Origin of the sequence: Shimia sagamensis, from assembly GCF_900182745.1 — a bacterium.
In the GTDB taxonomy this organism is placed as follows: domain Bacteria; phylum Pseudomonadota; class Alphaproteobacteria; order Rhodobacterales; family Rhodobacteraceae; genus Shimia; species Shimia sagamensis.
Window position 1 is genome coordinate 73,412 of record NZ_FXTY01000010.1, and the last position, 14,438, is coordinate 87,849.

Below are 14,438 nucleotides of genomic sequence, written 5' to 3' on the forward strand. Positions count from 1 at the left end.
TAACTCGGAAGGGTCAGAACAATTCTCTGATCGCTTGGTCCGGGTCTTGAGGCGCAGTTTGGTCCTGCCAGAGAGTGGGGACCGAAATGGGTGTTTCGGAGGAGGCGGGCTTTGGCGCCGTTCGCAAAGCTTCATAGAGAGCTTCTACCTGGTCTTCATGCCAAAGCGGATCAATCACGGCCTCAGCCCAAGCGTCGGCAGCGGTTTGGTCTGCCTTGTTAAGCGCCACGCAGGCAGCCACAGGAAAGGCGCGTTTGTGCGCATCCAGAGACGGGACAACACACAATAGAAGCGGCCCGGATGGTCCTGTGATCGCCGCGCGAATACCGCCTTTGGGCCAGCGCTCGGGCTGATGCGCTGCTTGGCCAAGTTTGGTGGTCAAGAAGCGATCCAGCACGCCGCGTACACCTGGCGATAGGCCGCGTGCGACAAAATCTCCCGCTCCCGGCACTTTGCCAAAAAAACCGGTGGTTTCCTGGTAAGCAGGCGCGTGATCAGACACCATTCAAAAGCCACGTGGGCAGATAAACCCGGAGAAAAGTTGCAGATCAAACGGGTTCTCCACAGAGTTGGCCCGCAGATCATAGCGTGCTGAGAAGCCACTAACGCCCAGTGACAGTCCAAAGATTTCGGGGAGGGCGGTTTTGGACAGGCGGCCTTTGCGCAACAAGCGCAGCAGCGCCCAGCTTCCAGTCTCTGATGTGATCAACTCGGAAGACCCATCCACCGGCGCAAACGTCAGCGTGATCATATTGGTGCCATCCGGCCCCGGCCAGGTCATCGGCATAGGGCGGGTAGCGGCATTGAAGTAACTCAGAACCTGTCCATCCACATTCAGGGTTACCCGTGAGGCATTGCCGCTCAGGTCTTTGGGTTCCAATGCAAAGGCCACCACTGGGCCTGCACCACCGGGGAAAAGCGCATCGCGCATTGAACGGGCATTTTCAAACGGTTTTAGCAACTCGGCATCCAGACCAAAATCGGCGCGCCATTGCCACGGGCGCACCGCTGTGTCGATGTAGGCACCAAGGTTGTCGTTGGTGAAGCTGTCAATCAAACCACCGGGACCAAACAGGCGCGAGAAGTCGAGTGTGTTCACGTCAATTGCGCTGGATTGATCAAACGGATACCGGCCCGCCGTAGCAGATTGGCAAAACGGCAACACGTCGGCCCGCCAACGGGCATTTAACTGCGCCAAGACGGCGTCCCGCGTGACGCTGATGGCATCCCCCGCGATCCCCGCGATCCACTGATCAATCGGGTCCGGCAGGGCAGCGGCTTCATTGGCAATTGCACCGGTCAGTTGCGGTAGCCCTCCACGGGCCAGCAGAGCAGATTGCGGATCGGGACTGGCAGCAACAGTTTGTAGTTCATTCGAAAGCGCGGAGAGGGCGACTACAGCGTCGTCCAGTGATGGTGGCACGCCATCCACCTCTTGCACGGTGCCTCGAATGGGGGCGAAGTGATCGGAAACCGGTGTTCCAGGTGGCAGTTCTTCAGGACCTCCGCTGTTGCTGCCCACGCCAGACTTGCGGGCGATCTTGCTGCTTGATTTCACCAGTTTGCCAATTTTACCCAGTTTGGAGGCGGCTCTGAGGCCCGCCTTTTTGGCAGCTTCGCCACCGTCGCCCTCGGGTGCAATGTAAGCCAGGTGGGTCTCAGTCACGACAGAGAGCAACAGGCGTTTCAGCGAGGAATCGACGGAGGAGAGATCTTTGAGATTGGCGCGCGCCTGATTGAGGTCGCTGATTGGGGTCAAGCGTACGTCACGTAAAAAACTGTCCCACTGCGCAACGTAGTCGTCATAGTAAAGCTTGAGGATATCCTTCTCTAGCGTGTTGGTGTTGGCTTCGGCACTTTCCGCGCACCCGCCGGCGAAGACCGCACGATCAAGTAAAGCCTGCGCGGCAACTTCGGGAAGAAGCGGTAGCACACCTTCGTGAAAACCCTTGTAAGTAAACGCTCCGGGTAGGCCGACGCGCAGTGTTTTCTCCGACAAACGGGAAAAGACTTGCGTGCCTTTGGGGCCTGTCTGTTCGGCTGGAATCCAGTCAGGTAAGCCTGCCAGAGCGGGCTCCGCCCGCAGTGCGCGATAGGCTCGCACGGCCAAGGGAATGGTGCAGATGGACTCCAGCGCTGTGGCAATCAACGCAGGATCAGCTTCGATTTTGGTTTCTTCGACGGCCATACGTTCCAGCGCAGCGAGCTGATGATCCACGGATTCATCCGTGGGAAAGGGATCAATCGGGGCATAGTCCGGCAAAACGGTTTGCCACCAGACACCCAGAAAATCGACATCGTAAGGCGCGCGCCCAGTGAGCATCTGATAGCTTTTAAGCGCGCCCAAAAGGAACTCAGGGTCACGGGAGTGTCGCCACATCGTGGCTTCAAGCATCGCCACCATACGTGGTTCAAGGATGTTTCGCAGTGTATGGCTGTAGGAAATACGTTGGAGTTGCGCGAGTTCGGGTTCCGCCGTGGGCCCAAGGGCGGTTAGAGGGCTTGTGGCCACTTTGGTGGTGGCCAGCGCGGTCTCATTGGCGGCCTCAAGCGCGAGGTTTAAGTCCAGTGGATCGGTCGGTGCCTGCCGTGCGGCCACGTTGGAGAGGCGGGCCGACAATGAGGTCAACTGGCGTTCCTGATCTCTGAGCCCGCTTTGGTAGCGTAGGAAGGAAAACAAAAAAAGCGTCCCCAGCAAAACCGTTATGAGGGCAGTGCCGGCCAAAGTGCCGCGCCAGATCCAGCGGCGACGTTCCTCGGCACGGGGATCAAACTGACCCAAGCCTGCCTCGGGGAAGATTAGATCGGTCAGCATATTGCGCAGGAAGAAGGAGCGTTTCTCTCCATGGGCGCGACGTTCAGGTGGCGGCGGTGTCATACCCAAAGAGCCAGCAATACCCGCGAGCATCTGATCGATGGGGGAGCCTTCTTGGGTGGCAGAGGTGAAGTAGAACCCACGCAGCCAAGGACTGTCTTCATAACGGCTTTCGCCAAACACGGCCTCGATCAGAACTTTGAGTGGATTGGAAACCTGTTCCATCTGGCTGGGAAAACGGAAAACTTCGGCGCGCTCCGACAATGCCAGATCGTCGGACATGCGTGACAGCAGACGTTCCTCTAGCGCTTCCTGCAATACCGTGGCCTCGCGTTCCACGGTCAGTGTGTCGACCCGCTCCGTGGTGCCCAGCGTCGCGCCCCAGACCTGCTCGCGCTCCCGCGAGTTAAGATCGCCGAAGTAGCTTTCAAATCCCTGCACCAGATCGGTCTTCGTGATCATCAGATAGACAGGCAGGTTCATGCCCAACTCTTCGCGCAGCTCAGACAGGCGCTTGCGGATTTCACGTCCGTGTTCCCGGATTGAGGCGTCGTCGCCAAAAAGCTCCAGCACTGACAAGGTCAGAATGACACCATTGAGCGCCCGACGGCCGCGGTGCTTTTGGAGCAGGTTCAAAAAGCCTTTCCATTCCGCGGCGTCCGCATCCGGATCAGATTGTTGCTGCACATAGCGGCCGGCGGTGTCAATCAGCACGGCGTCTTCGGTGAAAAACCAGTCGCAGTTGCGGGTGCCGCCAATGCCTTTGAGATCATCAGAAAGATCTATCGGGAAATGCAGGCCGGATTGACGCAGCGCGGTGGTTTTACCAGTGCCAGGCGGGCCGATGATCAGGTACCACGGCATGTCGCGCAGGAATTTGCGACCGCCAAGCTTGGAGCGTTTGAGTTGGTCCAGAATACCCTGAAACTTTTCCTGCACTTCCGCGATGTTTTCTTCTCCTGGTGCAGAGACAGCTTCGGGAGCCGGGGTGGCAAGTTCGGCGACAAAGGCGCGGTTGGCGCGGGCGGCACGCAATTGGCGGATCAGCATTGAGACCAGCCACAGGATGATAATCAGCCCAATTACAATCAGGCGTGTGGTGTCAGAGGCCAGAGGAGCACTTTCTCCAAAGCTGATCAATGGGCCGTAGAACCAGATCAGCACACAGAGCAGAGTGATACCAATGAGCGTCCAGAGGGTGCGGGAGAACAGGATGCCCAAGATTTTTTTCAGAAACCCCATGCTGTCAGACTTTCTTTTGCAAGATAATTTCGACGCGCCGGTTGCGGGCGCGGCCTTCTTTGGTGGCGTTGTCCGCAATCGGGTCGGCGGCTGCTTTGCCTTCGGACGAGATCAGCTCCGCTGGCACACCAGCAGCGATCAGCATGTCGGCAATCGTTTTGGCGCGGGCCTCACTTAGACCTTGATTGGATTGGAAGGGGTTGCTGCGCTGCACAGGCACACTGTCCGTGTGCCCAACCACGCGGACCTGACCAATAACCTCCTGATACTCGATGATGACGGCGGCCATTGTAGTGACAAGCTCGTTGTATTCCTGGTTCAGAACAGCCTTGGAGGAACGGAAAACTTCAGGGCTGGTAGCCTGCACAACCATAACTGCGACAGCGATATCCTCGCGACCGGTCAAAGCGCGTGCAGTGTCTTTAGGGGCGGCTTCAGCAAAGAGTGGCAGCAGCTCAAGAAGCACGGGGTTTGCTGCAACCGGCAGCACCGGTTCCTCGACAGTTTCGATGATCGGTCGGAATATGTCGGCGCGGTCAGGCGGGGGCAGAACTGAGGCCAAGGTATAGAGCTGTTCGCCTTTCGCGGACAGACGCATGCCAAGGCCAACATAAATCAGGGTTATCACCGCAATTCCAACCAGAGCGATGGACCAAAGCGGCACCACAAATCGTTTTGGTTCGTCAGCGGCCTCAACCCCTTGCCAGTGTGGGGCAAGGAGGGCGTCTTCTGCTTCGCGATCGCGCAGAAGGCGGGCCAATTGGCTGCGCATTTGGGATAATGCAGCGTCGCCACTGCCAGAGACTCGATGCTTGCCGCGAAACCCCAGTGAAAGGCAGAGAAACACGAGCTCCAGCAACTCGGGGTCTCGTTCCGGATATCGTATCAGGTCTTCGGCGAGGTCAAAGAACCGCTCTCCCGCATCGACGTTGCCATAAAGCGCTGCAACCAAGGGGTTTTGTGGCCAACCCGAGCTCACTCCCCAGGGCGTGTTGAGCGCCACATCGTCCAGTAGAGCGGCGACAAACCAAGCGCCCTGATCCGCCCGGGTCAGCGGCACGCCTGCAGAAACTGCGTTGTCGCGCGCATAGGTCAGATTGTCTTGCAGGCGGCCGCGCAGCATGTCCGGGGCTTCTGGTGCGGTGGCACGTTCCAGTTCTGGCGCGAGTCCCAGAAGCGGGGCGTAGGCTTTGACAAAAGGGTTGTCGTTGGCGCGGCTGTCGCGCAACCGAGCCTCAAGGCCAGGTCCGGTTGCACGCGACTGTGATTGTGCCGCCGGGGTGGGGTGCGGGCTGCGCCGAACGGGTCGCACCCTTGTGCGGCCAGCGTCGTTTTCCAGTCCAAAGGGATCATCACCATTCATAAGATCACCGGTTCACCGCGTAACAATCAATTTCAGGTTCTTTCTCCAGCTGACCAGCAACCCCCAATACAAACCCAGGCGCTTCTGCCAGAGCTGCGAAGTGTTCTGAAGTGCGGTCAAGCTCAAGACAGAGGCGTTCGCCGTCATAGGGGATTTCGCGCGGCTGGCTGTTGAGTGGCTTAAGTGGGATACCGGTCAGTTTTGAGGTCCACAGTTTGTCAAAGTCATCCGCCGCACCAACCGTGGCCTGATCTACAAAGATTTTGCGCAAAAGCGCATCTGAAATTTCGCCGCCAATACGCAGCACAATGCGGTTTTTCTTCAGCAAGGCTGGATTGTCGATGCGCACGGTCCAGATGTTGTCGGAGTGGCGGCTGACTTTAAGTGGCCGCGCTTTGGGTTCCACATGCTGAAGGCTCAACACAAAGGACCGCAGGGTTTCGGCCAGATCGGTAAAAGCCGGCTGTGGATCAAGGTGTTGATAGGGAGGGATCTCGCCAAGGCGGCGGGATGAGGCCGCATAAGTGGCCAGTTGTCCGGCAATGCCTGAAAGCTCAAGGAAGAGCTGAGATGGGTGGACATTGTTCTGCTCGGCCAAGTGCGCAAGGCGCTGCCGGGCTCGATTGGCTGCTTCGAGAATGAGAAGGTTTTCCATCGAGGCGCCAGAGCCGCCCAGCACCATTGAGCCATGGGCTTCGCTCACACGATCCAAGCCAGTGACGAGCTCTTTGAGCAATTGAGAATACCAGTCTACGGCCTCAATGCGAATAGCGGGGGCAAGAAAAAACGGGTCAAATGCTACGGCTCCTTCGGCGGTGAGACCGTCGATGCGGGCAATTGGCAACGTGGTGTAGCCGGTGGTTTCTTCTCCCGGAAGGATCAGGCGCGGCGCTGTGCGAGCGACTTCTATGTCGGACGGTTCCGCGCCATTTCGCACGGCGTCTCGGGCCGTAATCATAGTGCCGCGCCAGCGCATACCGGAGGGCTCTGCATGGGCCGGATCCATATCATTTGCGCCCGCCGCTTCGGCAGGCAGTGCGAGGTGCACCAGGCCAGAAACAGTATCGGCACTGACGCGCACTGGCGCGATCTGGCTGGTGTGGTGGGGAGCTGACAAAAAGGTGCCATCTGGCAGAATGCCGTCGGCTTGCAGTAGGGCGATTTGTCCGGCCTCGGCCGCCACCGGATCCAATTGTAAAGCCACAAAACCGGAGGATTGCAGGGGGGCGGCGTCTACCGCGCGCCGCACCAACCACTCGGTATGGCGATCTTGTTGCTGAAAGTGCTGGGTGCGCAGGAACAGGCCTTCGGACCAGACAACCCTATTTCTGTCAGTCATTCACGTGTCCTTTACACTGAAGTCAAAGAGATGCCGCCGGGGCCGACATTGATCAAAACGCCTTGATTGCCTGTCGGAGCGTTGATTTTGGTGCGCACGGTTTTACCTGTCGGGTCCCGAAAGCCGCCGGTCACGCCAATCACAGCTGTGCCTGGCTGGATCGCGATTACCTTCTCACCCGAGCCGCCCGGTGCGAGAGTGATCTGATCGGTCCTGAGCAGTTCAGAGCCAAGTGCGGCAGACGGGTTTTGCAGAGCAAAGGCATCTGCGCTGTCAAAATTACCGGAGCTTGACATTTGTAGGATCGAAATGGTGACCGGGCGGTCGCTGCCATCGGGGCCGGGGTTCATGCCCGCTTGGCCCTGAGCCGCAACGGTGAGGGTGGCGGCGCCACCGCCCATGCAGGCTGTTAGAACAAGTCCGGCGGTGCCGGTGGCCAGAAAGCTGCGTCTTGAAAAATTCATGTCACGATCTCCCTTGGTTTTCATATGCGTCTCTAAAATCCGCGCCAACTTCGCCGAGGAAACGCTCTTCTGCGGCGCGGGCAATTTCGCTATAGCGCTCCACGTACAGCTGCCACATCTTGGCACTTGAGCCGCCGGCGAGCAGTTTTTCCATCAGGCCAGCGTCCTGCATCTCGCGCTCGATCTCGTCCGGATCAAAACTGTCGATCATACGGCGCAGCGCGGTTTGCAGGGCTGTCCACGTGCGTACCTGATGGTCGTTCAAATCGCGGAACGCCCAGTTCACCGCGTCTTCTGGTGCAAGGTAGCCTTCGCCGCGTGGCTGAAGAAGAGCAGCCAATCCGTCTTCTGTTGTGGCGAGGAACTTGAGGGGGTTCACATTTGCGCTGGCGATGATGGTTTGGGCCACGCGTACGCGGTTTTTCTCCTCTGCACGGGTGCGCAGGAGGGCCATGACACCCTCGACCAACAAACGTAGACAACGACCGATGCGTTCCATTTCCTCCTCGGTGTCCGCGGGTGGCATATGTGCAGGATCCAATCCCATGCCACGAAAAAATGCGGCGCGCAGTGCGGCGTCATTTGCGGTGGAAGCAGAAGGTATTTTTGCTGCGGTGGGCTGATGGTGGCTGGTTTCAGGCAAAGCAGATTGTGACTGTTCCAACTCTTGGCTGGAGGGCTGCGTGACGGTCCGAACAGGCTCTGGCTCCTGCACCGGTGGTATGCTTTGTGCCGCCGCTTCACCGCTGAGACCAAAAGGGTCGCTTGACAGCGGTGGGGCGGCAGCCTGAGGAGGTTGGCTCTCGGTGCCTTTGTGGGGCTCGCCACGGGTTCGGTTGCGGCCTGTGTCGGAGGCAACGTCAGGCTGCCAGAAATCGGTGTCAGCGGAGGGGACGGGTTTGGCGACGGGGGCGTCGCTGAAGTAGCTGCCAAATCCTTCGTTGTGGCTTGGGTCTTCACTTGGGGTCGACGATGTCGCGTGAAGGGCTCCGCGCAAATCGAGATCAAATGGGTCGTCTTGATCCAAAGGTCTGGGTGGGCGGGCCTCTTCTCGTTCTTGACCTTCGTCGCGGTTGTCCTCTCGCAGGCCAAAGGGATCAGGCAGGCTGTCCGGGCGTTTCTTCGGCGCGGGGGTGATTTCTTCAGAGCCGAACTCAAAGGAAAACACGCCGGCCCCGGAGCGGCCACGCGGTGTTTCTCCTTGTGCTTTTCGCACCGTCACCTCTTCGAGCCGCAGCACAAAATCGCCCAAACGCAGACGCATGCCCGCGTCAATGGGCACGGAGTTTCCAGCGCCCACTGGATTGGCAGCATTGTCGACATAAAGTCCGCCAGAGGAGGCGTCGGTGACCATTATGCGTCCGCTTTCCTCGGTGATGATGGCATGGCTGCGCGAGACAAATTGGTCGGGGTCATCAATTTGCCAATCGGCATCTGCGCCCCGGCCAATAACGAGGCGACCGCCAGCAAATTCTTTTTCGGAGACCAGCTGTGGGTGTGGTGCGTTTTCAAGAACAAACCTGAGTATCATCCGGCCAATCTCCTTGATGCGCTGTTGGCAGGGGCAGGGCGGTCTGCGAGGTCACTGAAAGCGAGGTCTTCGGCGCCCTTTGTGGACTCCGGCGCGAGCCAGCTGGTGCGGCCAAGTTGGCTGTTCCCCAATTGAGCGGCCGGCACTTCGCCTGCGGCCAAAACAAGCCGCAGCGAAAAGACGGTTTCGCGCCCAGCAGCAAACAGGACCGCATGATGCAGACGTTCCCAAGTCACAGAACTTTCAAGAAACTGCTTGAACTGCGCTTGCGTGAGTGGCCCTAGACGGATTTCCGCCTGATCCGCCCGATCAAAGAAACGGGCGCCCATGACCGCAGCGGTACCGAGACCAGCATGAGCCTGTCCCAGTCGCGATTGCAAATGTTTTGGAATGTCGACCCAGCGGCCAGTGAATTCCTCAAGTGAAACGGGCACGCCGACCACCGTTTCAAGAAAGGCAGTGAGCCGCTCCGGGCTGCGGGCCTGCAGTGCAAGCGAAGTGGCATGCCGCAATTTTGCGCCTTCAAGATGATGATCGAGGCTGACGGTGCCGGGCAATCCTTGTCCCGCAAGTGAGCGCATCAGGGCGGTGACCCGACCGCCATCACCAAAGGCCACATGGATGTCGGCGCGTGCATCCGCCCAAGCCCGCCAATACAGCGCGATCACCCGATGCTGCAGCATATTGATAAAATCAAGAAAGGCTTTGTCCGCGGAGGCACCTTCGCCTTCGCCAGCAAACCAGCGATTGGACATGCGGGCCATGATCCACCGGGTCAGGTGCAGGGGCATCGGGCCCTCGGGGCCAATCAATCCAATCACATTGGTGTCGATCCGGGGGGGCGCTGTTTCCGATCCCGGAGCGAACGCATCGACGTCGCTGGCGGCAAAGCTCATGCGTGGCAACTGTCCTAGCCGTGCGGGCTCTTTGGAGGCGTCGCCGGCGCGCCCAAAACGTGCCGCTTCAGTTTCGAGCTGCCGTAACAATTCGAAGAAGTCCATGCGGCCTATTCTATTGGCCTGCACGTCTAAATCAGCGCGCGTTTGCCTGGCGTCATCGGCCATGTCACCTCCGTCTGATTTTGGGAAAGTCGCGTGCGGGTGCGCACAAAGGAATTGATGCCGGTGTGGCGCGCAAACAGTTGGGCCAGCAAGGCCGACAGTAACAGGCTGGATCCGCCGGAGAGCACGCCGTCATCGACCTCCAGCGTGATGTCGGTGCCGTGGCCAAAACAAATCGGGCCGGGGCGAGCGATGCGTTCAATCAGCCGCTCTGAAGTGACCCGGGTGATTGATTGTCCGTGGCGCGCCAGCTTGGGATCGCCGCGACCTGCGTACAGTTGAATGAGCGCGCGCAGGGGTTCGGCATTTTCCTCATCCACCGCGAGCGAGATGTGGTTCAGCGAGAGTTGCGAAATCCATCGCCATGTCAGATCATCCATGCGCTCCTCTCCGCCCACACCCGAGGGAAGGGATGCACGCAGAGAGGGGCGGGGGCGCCGCATTGGGCGCAACAGTGTAACCCCGGTCACAGGATCGCCGGTTTCGACGCTCAGACGGGGGGTGTCATCCAAAATAGGCAAGTCGCGATTGGTACATAACGCCCGAATATCCACGCGGCGGACCGGTTTTACGCCTTTTCGGTGCGCCGGTATAGCCACGGAAACATAGAGGTCATCCCCGGTGTAACTTGAGCGTGTCTGACCGCGCCGGAGCTCGTCGGTGTTGGGGCGACGGGGGCGACGCTCTGCGGCATAGACATGTCCGCTGTCAGCTTGTTGTTCGACGGAAAACAACGGGGTGATTTGGGCTTGCGGACCTTGGACCTCGCCGTCCTCTACACGCATCAATCGGTAAATTTCATAGTCCCACGCGCGGGTGCGGTCGGCGTGTACGATGTGGCTGGAACGGTGGGTTTTCAGATCCACCAGATTGCACTCATGTTCAAACAGGTTGACCAAGGGGGTGGCAAACAGGTGGAAATCGCCAGCCTTGATCTCGGCCAGTGAGGGATCGGATCGGCGCAGCAGAACAATCAGCTCCAGCTTGCGTTTTGACGTCTTGCGAACGGCGGAAGCCAGGTTCGTCAGGCGCGCAGCATAGAACCGCTCGGGCATCAGGAAGTATTCCCGCAACAGGCGGTAGCCTTCGAAAGAAGACCGGACCCGTGGCAGCAACGCTTCACCGTCGGATATGCCGATCATTTGCGGGCTGGCCGTCTCAATAAAGGGGGCGGTTTTCGCTTCAGAGGGTCGGGCCAACACGGGGCCGCCAAAGCCGAAGAATGCGTCAAACAATGCACCACCGCGGCCGCTGGCACCATAGTAGATGTCCAGCTGATCCAGCGAGAGTTCAGCGAGGCTTCCGGCACCGCGGCGTTCCAAGTTGATTCGAATACCTGCCTCATGATTGCGCAGTAAAGTCTCGGAAACGCCTGCCTGCGCGAGCGCACCACGGTCTTGCAAAAACTCGGCGTCAGCGATCTTGATGGGCCATAAATGCACCGCTTGGCTGCTGGTATAGGTGGCGCGGGTCTGCAATCCTTCGCGCAACGAGGCGATGAAGCGCGTGCCGCGTGCCATCACATGCCCATCGACCATGCGATCCACTTGAGGGCCGGGCTCGATTGTCGCCACCGTCATTGCGGGTGCCGGGCCGGCAAGATCGGGATAGAGCGCATCGAGAAGATTGCGCACATAGCGCGAACTTTCCCCATCCACCTTAAGCCGAGTGCGCGCCGAGAGATACGCCACACCTTCGAGCAGGCGTTCTACATAGGGATCAGGGCAAGGCACTGAATCGATGGAAAGATTGCCGGCCACATTGGGGTGCAAAGTGGCAAACTCCTTGGCCAGAGACCGGATATGGCCCAATTCTTCTTCGTAGTACTCCAGAAAGGCCTGATCCATCAGTTGCCCTCCAGTTCGGTTGTGGCCTGGCCGCTGTCCAGATCAATGGCCGTGGATAGGCGCAGTCGTTCAGGTGCGGGCGACATCATCAGCAACCCGTCAATCTCGATGCGCATACCGGATTTGCCGCCCACCTTGACCTTCACGCGCAGGCTGTCAGGCCGCAAGCGGGGTTCAAAAACCGTGAGCACCTCGCGCAGCTCGCGGGCTAAAAGGTCGGTGTCAAAATCACTCCCAAGCTTGCCAGAGAAAGACGGTACGCCATAATTCACGACGGAGCGGCGCACCTCGGGAAAGTCCTCCAGAACATGCGATGGGCTGTCGTAATTACGTGCCTCTTTCTCGGTGAACAAATAATCGGCCTCCAACCGTTCAATATTAAAGAGCATTTCAATGTCGCGCCGCACGGCTTCACGCAGCACCTCGGGGGTCACCACCACACCACCGTCCTGCAACCGTCTGAGCGCCGCCTGCCGTGACAATAACCGGTGCGCGAGAGCGCGGCTGTCATCATCCAGATCTGGATGTGCGGCAATGGCGCGAGCTTCTCCCGCGATCAGGGCATCAACAGCCGCGTCGTCGCCCTTGAGCACGCGAGACAACTCTTTGCGCAGCCCCTGGGTTTCTGCCAAAAGGCCCGGCAAATCATCGATAAGCCTGTCCCACAGCGAGGGCTGCACCGCCTCCTGCAGAGCTGCAGGAGGGCTGTCGTGATCAGCGACCATTGCGTACGTCCTGAGTCAGAGCTAGACCCCGGCTGCGATGTCGTAGGTGATTTCGTGTTCATCCCCGGCAGAGTGATCTTCTTCCTGCACGGTGTATTTGACGGTCACATTCTCAAACACGGCTCCCAGCACCTCTTCGACCAGCTGACCACCTTCATCTTCGCCGATACCAACCATCTCGAATTTGGAGATGGTGACATGTTCCATGGTGATGTGCAGATAGTCGATGTGGGCGTCACCGGAATCTTTGCGAAGGAAAAGTTCCCATTTGGCAAAGGACTTGCCCTGCATACAGGCCAAAGCCAGATAGGGTGAAGACGCGTCCAGATACTTTTTCATCAGAAGCGCGTCGACCTGTGCGCGAGCACGCGCCCGGCCTTTGCCAACTTGTGCCGCAGAGCCCTGTTCGATGTTCCACGCAATGTCATGAACATCAATTTGGTCTTCGTGATCGACCCTTTGGCTTTCGCCGGGAATCTCTTCGATACTCAGGTAACCTGTTAGTGCCATTTTGATTTCTCCAATTTACTGGTTACGAAAATCAGGATTTGACAGAAGGCAACTCCGATACGAGGCGCAGAGACGCGTTGATGCCTTCGAGTTGATAGTGCGGGCGTAGGAAGAAGCGGGCGTTGTAATAGCCTGGACGTCCCTCAACGCTGTCCACTTCGACTTCCGCCGCTGCCAAGGGACGCTTGGCCTTGGCCGCATCATCCGCCATTGCCGGGTTGGCCAGCACATAGCGGTTGATCCACTCGCTGAGCCATATCTGCATATCGCCACGTTCCTTGAACGTGCCCACTTTGTCGCGGGCAATCGCCTTGAGGTAATGGGCAAAGCGGCTGACCGGGAAGAGGTAGGGCAGATTGGCTGAGAGCCGTTCGTTGGCCTGCGCATCCGGGTCCACCAGGCGCCCGGCGCGCGCTTCGTCATCCTGCAGGCTATGCGCCCCGATAAAGGCGGCCACATCGGTGTTTTTGCGGTGCAGGATCGGCATCATGCCCAACTTGGCCAGTTCCGCTTCGCGACGGTCGTCAATCGCGATCTCGGTTGGGCATTTCATCGCGACAGAGCCATCATCCGTCGGGAAAGTGTGCACCGGCAGGTTCATCACTGTACCGCCGGATTCCACGCCGCGGATCTGGGTACCCCAACCGGAGATTTTGTGGCTGCGGTTGATGTTCACACCCATGGCATAAGCCGCATTCATCCAGGTGTAGTGGTCGTGTTTGCCGTCGATGACTTCTTCGAAGTCAAAGCCTTTGACCGGCACAGTTTCCGCCCCATAAGGCAGCCGTCCCAAAACGCGGGGCATGGCTAGACCGATATATCGCGCATCTTCGCTTTCGCGCAGTGACTGCCAACTGGCGTACTCGGGACTGGACACGATCTGTTCAAGATCCTGCGGATTGGGCAATTCCTGCCAGCTTTCCATGCGAAAGAGCTGTGGAGCCACAGCCGCAATAAAGGGCGCATGTGCGGAGGCAGCAATACCTGAGATATTGCGCAGCAGGCCCACATCCTTGGGTTTGTGGCTAAATTCGTAGTCGCCCACGATGGCCCCAAAAGGCTCCCCCCCCAGCATCGAATACTCGTCTGAGTAGATTTTTTTGAAAATCGGGGACTGGTCCCACATCTGACCTTCATAGTCTTCCAGATGGTCCGCCAGATCGTCCTTTTTGATGTTGAGCACGCGGATTTTGAGCTTTTGATCCGTCTCGGTGTTGTTCACCAGATAATGCAGACCGCGCCAGGAACCCTCCATTTTGGAAACGTCCGGAGCGTGCAAAATCTCATTCATCTGCTCGGAAAGAAGCTGGTCAATGCCTCCAATTAGAGACTTGATCGATTTGACCGCATTGCCGGAGATGGCTGTGGTGCCGGACCGCTCCTGTGCAGCAACCGCGAGGTTTGACACCAATTCTTTGAGCTTTTCGCCGTCTTTGTCTTTGACGCGGAAATCCTTTTCGAGCAGGTCGCTGAATTCACCGAGATCAAGCGCTTCGGCTTCGGCGGCGCCACCGCCTGCTTTGAGTTCTTCGTCAGCCATA

11 protein-coding genes are annotated in these 14,438 nt (G+C 58.5%); all 11 read right to left on the bottom strand.

Going from position 1 to position 14,438, the window contains the following annotated elements; genetic code table 11:
- Positions 1 to 13: 13 nt before the first annotated feature.
- The 11 genes from tagF to tssC are packed head-to-tail and all read right to left on the bottom strand — an operon-like array spanning position 14 to position 14,437.
- The gene (gene tagF, locus QOL67_RS19940) at positions 14 to 505 is read right to left on the bottom strand and encodes a type VI secretion system-associated protein TagF (RefSeq protein WP_283427750.1); all 492 of its coding nucleotides are present in this window, start codon (positions 503 to 505) and stop codon (positions 14 to 16) included.
- Positions 506 to 4,057: a type VI secretion system membrane subunit TssM gene (tssM, locus tag QOL67_RS19945; protein WP_283427751.1), complete on the bottom strand. Its 3,552-nt coding sequence runs from the start codon at positions 4,055 to 4,057 to the stop codon at positions 506 to 508.
- A gap of 4 nt (positions 4,058 to 4,061) precedes the next feature.
- On the bottom strand, positions 4,062 to 5,420 hold the full coding sequence (icmH, locus tag QOL67_RS19950; protein WP_283427752.1) for a type IVB secretion system protein IcmH/DotU: 1,359 nt from the start codon (positions 5,418 to 5,420) through the stop codon (positions 4,062 to 4,064).
- Between the two features lie 4 nt (positions 5,421 to 5,424).
- Positions 5,425 to 6,759 (bottom strand): type VI secretion system baseplate subunit TssK, encoded by a 1,335-nt coding sequence (gene tssK / locus QOL67_RS19955; protein WP_283427753.1) that lies wholly within the window; start codon positions 6,757 to 6,759, stop codon positions 5,425 to 5,427.
- An 11-nt stretch (positions 6,760 to 6,770) separates the two neighbouring features.
- Positions 6,771 to 7,223, bottom strand: coding sequence for a type VI secretion system lipoprotein TssJ (gene tssJ / locus QOL67_RS19960; protein ID WP_283427754.1), 453 nt, complete (start codon positions 7,221 to 7,223; stop codon positions 6,771 to 6,773).
- Position 7,224: 1 nt separating this feature from the next.
- Positions 7,225 to 8,754: a type VI secretion system-associated FHA domain protein TagH gene (gene tagH / locus QOL67_RS19965; RefSeq protein ID WP_283427755.1), complete on the bottom strand. Its 1,530-nt coding sequence runs from the start codon at positions 8,752 to 8,754 to the stop codon at positions 7,225 to 7,227.
- The gene (tssG, locus tag QOL67_RS19970; protein WP_283427756.1) at positions 8,751 to 9,818 is read right to left on the bottom strand and encodes a type VI secretion system baseplate subunit TssG; all 1,068 of its coding nucleotides are present in this window, start codon (positions 9,816 to 9,818) and stop codon (positions 8,751 to 8,753) included. Before tssG ends, tagH begins: the two co-directional genes overlap by 4 nt.
- Positions 9,782 to 11,662, bottom strand: coding sequence for a type VI secretion system baseplate subunit TssF (gene tssF / locus QOL67_RS19975; protein ID WP_283427757.1), 1,881 nt, complete (start codon positions 11,660 to 11,662; stop codon positions 9,782 to 9,784). The genes tssG and tssF overlap by 37 nt, the downstream gene beginning before the upstream one ends.
- On the bottom strand, positions 11,662 to 12,387 hold the full coding sequence (locus QOL67_RS19980) for a type VI secretion system baseplate subunit TssE (RefSeq protein ID WP_283427758.1): 726 nt from the start codon (positions 12,385 to 12,387) through the stop codon (positions 11,662 to 11,664). Before QOL67_RS19980 ends, tssF begins: the two co-directional genes overlap by 1 nt.
- 21 nt (positions 12,388 to 12,408) lie before the next feature.
- Positions 12,409 to 12,897, bottom strand: a complete 489-nt coding sequence (locus QOL67_RS19985) for an Hcp family type VI secretion system effector (protein WP_283427759.1) — start codon at positions 12,895 to 12,897, stop codon at positions 12,409 to 12,411.
- A gap of 31 nt (positions 12,898 to 12,928) precedes the next feature.
- The gene (gene tssC, locus QOL67_RS19990) at positions 12,929 to 14,437 is read right to left on the bottom strand and encodes a type VI secretion system contractile sheath large subunit (protein WP_283427760.1); all 1,509 of its coding nucleotides are present in this window, start codon (positions 14,435 to 14,437) and stop codon (positions 12,929 to 12,931) included.
- Position 14,438: the final 1 nt, after the last annotated feature.